Below are 6737 nucleotides of genomic sequence, written 5' to 3'. Positions count from 1 at the left end.
ATTTTATTATTCAGATGGTAGAGCAAGTATTGTAGAACATTACATCCGTTTTTATTATCTTTTATAATTTCACGGCATTTATCAAAAATGTCAAATATTGGACTTATTTTCGCATTATATCTCAATAATATTTTTGCACGAATTTCTTGATAACGTCTATCATCAAAATCAAGCAATTCTACTAAATTGAATCCTGTTTGCGTTAGGAAATCCATCAACCCGAGATATTCACCTAAATTATTTGCTTGCTTCAAAATTACTCCGAATATCTTTGCAAAATTTTCAACTTCACAAGCACGAATTGAAACTTCCCATTTTTTAATTATCAGAATAGGCATCGTCTTACCTAAAATTTGAATATCGCTTTCATAAGTCCATAATTTAACTGCATAATTTTTTGACAAATCTAGTGTAGTAAAAGCAATTGTTCTGTCAGATTTGTTCGCACTTCCTTTGACAGGAATAAAAGTCACCTCATAATAAATTCGCTGATTTACAAAAAATGGTTTGATTTTATGAACATAGTATCTGTCATTGTTTGTAGAATTATTGCTATCAGTATCTACCTTTTCAGCAATTTTTTCATAATATTCTTGTGTATTTTTATCTATATCAAGTGGAAATTTATTGAGATTTTCTAAAATATTTAATGAATATTTTTTAAACATAAAATTTTTTATCTTTAAAGGATATTCATAATATTTCAACATCACTCGCTCAGAATTTTCTGAATCAAGTGTATAATGCGAAGCAACTATTTGAAGATACTCGTGGAATTTACGCAAAAATTTCAATTTTCCTTGCGACTTAACAAATTTTATTCCCTCAGTGATATACTCATAATCGAATTTTATATTAGCCGAATCTGCATATATTCTCAACATCGTGTGCTCTACAAAATTCCTCAGTTGAGACAAAATATCTTGAGATACAGCACCTCTTCCTAATAGGTCAGAATTTTCAATATGACGACAAATAACACCATCGATGTTTAATAACTCATTTTCAATTTTACTTATAGTTTCCTGCGAACTTTTCGGATTCATTTTATGCCTCCCTATGTAGTTTTTACTATCCTGATTTTGTTCAATTGTTTCTCTAATTATATCATAATTATCAATTCGATTAGTGATTCAGAATGCGCTTTCAAAGTCTTGTAATTCAAATAAAAACGCTCCAGACAAAAATGGCTCTTTAATAAATCGCCTGGGAAATTTTCCCACACGATTTATTAAAGAGCCCATTTTCAATTCTTTATTTCAAAGTAACAATACTAGCCCCACTACCCCCAGCATTCTGCGGTGCATAGGAATAAGACTTGACATGGCGCGAGCGTTGCAAATACTCCCTTACCATATCACGAATGACACCCGTCCCGATACCATGGACAATGGTAATCTGGTGAAGATTGGCAAGCAAGGCTTGGTCCATATAATCATCCAACATCTTCTGCGCCTCCTCATAGCGGACGCCACGTAAATCAAGTTGGGCTTTGATGTTAGAAGTAACCGTCTTTTTAACAGCCTTGGTCTTCGTTTTCTTAACCGTTTCTTCCGGTTCAATCGGTTCAAACTCGTCTTCTGAGAGCTTAGTCGTAATCAAGCCCATCTGGACTTCCCAACGGCCGTCTTTTGCCAGTCTGATCAAGTTTCCGCGTTGATTGTAGGACAGCACCAAGACTTCAACACCTGGTTTGAGACCACGCTTGGCCTTAGCTTTTTTGAGGACTTTATTTTTCGATAAATCGACAATTTCAGGTGCTAACTCACCTAATTGGTGCTTGGCATCGATTATTTCGTGCGGTTTGAGTAACGATTTCTCCTGCAAGTTTTTCAGGATGTTATCGGCTTCTTCAACCGCCACTTTAACGATGTCTTGCGCTTCTTGGCGCGCTTTGTTGAGCTCTTTTTCGCGGTCGCGGTTAAAGGTTTCAAGCGCACGTGACAAGTCGTGATGTAAAAGCTCATTATCCTTTTCTAACGCCTTAATCTGTTTAGCTGACTCAGTCATCTCTTGATTTTTTTGCTCTAACGAGGCAATCATAACGTTAACATCATGCTCATCCTCAGTCAAAAAGCCTGCCGCTTCCTCCAAAATCTGAGTTGGCAAGCCTAAGCGCCGTGAAATTTCAAGCGCGTTCGAGCGTCCAGGTACACCTTGAACCAAACGATAGGTTGGGCGGAAGTTGTCCAAATCGAAGGCCATTGAGGCGTTCTCCACACCGTCTGATTCGACGCCATAGGCTTTTAACTCGGGATAATGCGTGGTGGCTAGCGTTTTCGCGTGTTTGCTTTTAAGAAAGTCTAGGATTGAAATCGCTAGGGCTGCGCCCTCTTTAGGGTCGGTTCCTGCACCGAGTTCATCGAAGAGGACAAGGCTCTTGGCATCCACCTGATCCAAAATCTTAACGATATTAGTCATGTGACTTGAGAAGGTCGACAGGCTTTGGGCAATCGATTGCTCGTCGCCAATATCAGCGAAAATCTCAGTGAATATCCCGACTTGACTGCCCAAATCAGCCAGAATCGGCAGGCCAGACTGCGCCATCAACTGGGCGACACCCAGTGTTTTCAGGGTAATCGTTTTACCACCGGTATTGGGGCCAGTGATGGCAATCGTTTCAAGTGTCTGGTCGAAAAAGAGGTCATTGGCGACAACAACTTTGGGATCAATCAAGGGATGTCTTGCGGCATAAAGCTTAATGGCTTTATGGTCAGAAATAAGCGGCACTGTCGCTTTTTGGGCAACCTGATAACGATACTTGGCATTGATTAAATCAATCTGTCCGATTAACCAAGTATTTTGACGAATATCATCAATATGAGGCTTAATCGCTTCTGCCAGTTCACGCAAGATACGTGCGACTTCGTTTTTTTCTTCAATTTTCTTTTGCGCAATATCATTGTTAAGTTGAACAACACGATTAGGCTCGATATAGAAGGTCTGACCTGAGGCACTCATATCATGCACGATACCTGGTATTTTATTTTTACTGTCACTTCTGACAGCAAGAACTGGACGGCCTTGACGAATGGTAATGATACTCTCTGTCAAACTAGACTGAGATTTCGATAGAATTTCAGCCAGAATTTTCTTGACTTCAGCATCACCTTTTTTGATATTTTGGCGCAATGTGTACAATTTATCTGATGCTGTATCAGAAAGCGCACCTGCTGAATCAATGACTTGTAAGAGGCCTAAAAGGTAAGCAACATCTACAAATTTATCAATGGTCTGTCCTAAAACAGGAAAGCTGACATTAACTACTTGTTCAAAAAAACGCCGCGTTTCATTGGCTAAACGCAGAGCTTTTTTGATTTTCGCAAATTCTTGACTAGCCAGACTCGCATCCAACTCGATTCGACGGAGGATTTCCGTCAAATCAGCAGTGTTGGACAAGGGTACTGGGCCATTTTCTTGAACAATCGCACCAAATTCTGACAGCTCATCAAACCATTTCTGTATACGTGCCTTATCTGAAATTGGAGATAGACGTGCCATTTCATTTTGACCTTGTGACGTCGATAGCGACTGCGCAATCTGTGCTTTGATTTGGTCAAACTCTAAAATGTCTAATATTTTTTTATTCATTGTAATTTCTATATTTTAATATGTGTGATTTGTGTGATAAATGTTTCTTGTAGCCAACCAGAGAAAAGCGGCGTGTTCACTAGCATAAAGCGAGCTAGCCCGCTGCCCGTCAACTGATTTTGAACAAGAGGAATTGGAATTGTCGACAAGACCATCAAGCCAAGTGACAAAACAAAATAGGTGCAACAAACAGATAAGGCACCCGCAATGATATTACCAGTCTTACCGAGGATAATTTTATTTTCAAGGGCACCCAGAAAAATACCAACTAAACGCACAATGCCGTAGACAATAAGAAAGATAACCATGAAAGCTAAAGCAGCATAAAAAACATGGTCAATCTCAAAAAGCAGCTTTGAAGAATAAAAGGCTAATTTACTGTTAGAAGTGGCTGAGGCAAAAGGAACCCACAATGTTATTTTTTCACCTAGGGCTTGATAATTTTTGAGTGCAATAAAAATCGCTACCCACGAGCCTAGTGTATAATAGCCTTGTAGCGCAAGACCTCGCGACTGACCAACTAGGTAAGCCCAAATTAAAATTACTAAAATTAAAATCGTGATAATCATAGCATTATTATATCATAAAAGGCTAGGATATGCGATTCCTGAACAAATTAAAGAAGTCGCTCTTGCGACTTCTTTTAACCTATATACGAGATGATGACACCTGACTTTGTAAATAATCATCAATTGCTTTAGCCGATTTTTTGCCTGCACCCATAGCCAAGATTACCGTTGCAGCACCAGTCACCGCATCCCCTCCAGCATAGACACCCGCTAAACTGCTCGCGCCTGTTTCTTCCTCGACAATAATCCCACCCCAGGCATGCGTGTCAAGACCTGATGTCGTCGCTTTGATTAAAGGATTAGGACTCTGACCTATGGCGACAACGACAGTATCTACTTCAAATTGATGTTCTGAACCTGTTTTAACGACAGGCCGGCGTCTACCTGACTCATCAGCTTCCGTCAAACTCATCTCAACACATTCCAAGGCTTTAATCCAACCATCTTCTGTCCCGATAATCCGCGTTGGATTAGTCAACATCTTGAAAATGATGCCCTCCTCCTGGGCATGGTGTACTTCTTCCAGTCTCGCAGGCATTTCTTCTTCTGATCTGCGGTAAACGATATAAACTTCCTCTGCACCCAGACGTTTAGCACTTCTAGCTGCATCCATAGCCACGTTACCACCACCAATGACTGCGACACGTTTACCAACTTTAACAGGCGTGTCAGTTTTGGGAAACTGATAGGCTTTCATGAGATTAATACGCGTCAGAAATTCATTAGCAGAATATACACCATTGAGGTTCTCACCGGGGATATTCATAAAACTAGGAAGACCTGCCCCTGACCCAATAAAGATAACCTCATACCCTTCTGCTGTTAACTCATCTAAAGACAGAACCTTGCCGATAACCATATTAGTTTTAATCGTCACACCTAACTGCTTAACCGCATCAATCTCTTTTTGAACCAAGTCTTTTGGTAACCTGAATTCTGGAATACCATACATCAAGACACCACCAGGCACATGGAAGGCCTCAAATATCGTCACTTGATAACCTAACTTAGCTAGATCAGCTGCACAGGATAATCCAGCAGGGCCTGAGCCAATAACAGCAACTTTTTTGCCATTTGACGGAACCGGTTCAGGTTGAACCTGACGATTAGCAAGATTCCAATCCGCTACAAAACGTTCCAACCTGCCAATACCAACTGCCTCTCCTCTTCTAGCGCGAACACAGAATTTTTCGCACTGGCTTTCCTGAGGACAGACTCTGCCACAGACAGCTGGTAGATTATTGGTTTCTTTAATTTTATCATAAGCACCTTTAAAGTCTCCTGCTGCGACTAGCTTGATAAATTCAGGAATCCAAACATTGATCGGACAACCACCAACGCAAGGTTTGGCTTTACATTGAAGACATCTTTTTGCCTCTTCTATCGCCATTTCTTCAGTATATCCCAAAGAAACTTCTAAAAAGTTTTGGTTTCTAACATTAGGTGCTTGTTCAGGCATGACAACTTTTGTTTTTGACATGTTACGTAGTGATTGTTTAGGCATTGCTCGCCTCCTTTCCTTGACAATGATGTGTTTCTTTTTGTTCTGATTCCTCAAACTGATACATCATCTGCCGTCTCATCGCCTCGTCAAAATCAACTAGATGCCCATCAAAATCTGGACCATCTACACAGGCAAATTTGATTTCTCCATCAACAGTGATGCGACATCCGCCACACATACCAGTGCCATCTACCATGACTGGATTCATACTCACAATGGTCTTAATGCCATATTTTTTCGTCAACTGGCTAACCATTTTCATCATGATAATTGGACCAATAGCAATCACAAGATCGTAATCTGCACCGTCAGCAATACATTTATCTAGCATATCAGTAACAAATCCCTGATGACCGTTGGAACCATCATCTGTCGCGACAATTAATCTATCACTGACTACCGCCATCTCATCTTCAAGGATAATCAGGTCTTGTGTCCTAAATCCGATTATCGTATCGACCTCTATGCCAAGGCTATGTAGTTTTTTTGCCTGAGGATATGCGATAGCAGTACCAAGCCCTCCGCCAATGACAGCCACTTTTTTTAAGCCCTCAAAATGTGAGGCAACACCAAGTGGCCCAACAAAATCAAGAATCTCATCACCTTCGGCCAACTGACCCAGTCTTTTAGTCGTTTTACCCACTTCCTGAAAGATAATGGTGACCGTTCCTTTTTCCCGATTAAAATCTGCGATAGTCAAGGGAATACGCTCACCTGCTTCATCAATTCTAAAAATGATGAACTGCCCTGGTTCTGCCTTTTTAGCAACATAAGGGGCTTCAATTTCCATCAACTTCACAGAAGGATTTAAAATTTCTTTTCTTACAATTTTATACATATTTTCTTCCTTATTTGAACTTCAAGCAGCTTTAATATCATGTTTTATGAGCTTAATTTCATCAAGCTCATACCAATACTTTTCCCCGTGTCCAGGACATATATAGGCATAGCCTTTAATTGTATCCGCTTACATATACAAAAACAAACTTGACCAACTCTTTATAAAAAGATTATACCAAATCAAGTCAAAAAATAGATAGTTTTTGCCATATTTTTCTGAATTTTCGTAATTT

The 6737-nt window shown here is 39.9% G+C and carries 4 protein-coding genes and 1 pseudogene; all 5 read right to left on the bottom strand.

Annotated features, from left to right (window positions below):
- Window positions 1-1046: pseudogene (locus HZR21_RS03515) on the bottom strand (helicase); the annotation flags it as partial.
- A 208-nt stretch (window positions 1047-1254) separates the two neighbouring features.
- Complete coding sequence (locus tag HZR21_RS03510) at window positions 1255-3591, bottom strand: endonuclease MutS2 (protein ID WP_180746427.1); 2337 nt, start codon at window positions 3589-3591, stop codon at window positions 1255-1257.
- An 8-nt stretch (window positions 3592-3599) separates the two neighbouring features.
- The gene (locus tag HZR21_RS03505) at window positions 3600-4160 is read right to left on the bottom strand and encodes a CvpA family protein (RefSeq protein ID WP_180746425.1); all 561 of its coding nucleotides are present in this window, start codon (window positions 4158-4160) and stop codon (window positions 3600-3602) included.
- A gap of 79 nt (window positions 4161-4239) precedes the next feature.
- The gene (gene gltA, locus HZR21_RS03500) at window positions 4240-5664 is read right to left on the bottom strand and encodes an NADPH-dependent glutamate synthase (protein ID WP_180746423.1); all 1425 of its coding nucleotides are present in this window, start codon (window positions 5662-5664) and stop codon (window positions 4240-4242) included.
- Window positions 5657-6502, bottom strand: coding sequence for a sulfide/dihydroorotate dehydrogenase-like FAD/NAD-binding protein (locus tag HZR21_RS03495; protein WP_180746421.1), 846 nt, complete (start codon window positions 6500-6502; stop codon window positions 5657-5659). The genes gltA and HZR21_RS03495 overlap by 8 nt, the downstream gene beginning before the upstream one ends.
- Window positions 6503-6737 lie beyond the last annotated feature (235 nt).

Origin of the sequence: Pseudolactococcus laudensis (genome assembly GCF_013449735.1) — a bacterium.
GTDB classification, from domain to species: domain Bacteria; phylum Bacillota; class Bacilli; order Lactobacillales; family Streptococcaceae; genus Pseudolactococcus; species Pseudolactococcus laudensis.
This window is presented reverse-complemented; position numbering and strand designations above follow the sequence as displayed.

What these genes read in the sequence shown, in the direction of transcription:
- HZR21_RS03505 (WP_180746425.1), bottom strand. Translation starts at nt 4,160, where the DNA reads ATGATTATCACGATTTTAATTTTAGTAATTTTAATTTGGGCTTACCTA.
- HZR21_RS03495 (WP_180746421.1), bottom strand. Translation starts at nt 6,502, where the DNA reads ATGTATAAAATTGTAAGAAAAGAAATTTTAAATCCTTCTGTGAAGTTG.
- HZR21_RS03510 (WP_180746427.1), bottom strand. Translation starts at nt 3,591, where the DNA reads ATGAATAAAAAAATATTAGACATTTTAGAGTTTGACCAAATCAAAGCA.
- gltA (WP_180746423.1), bottom strand. Translation starts at nt 5,664, where the DNA reads ATGCCTAAACAATCACTACGTAACATGTCAAAAACAAAAGTTGTCATG.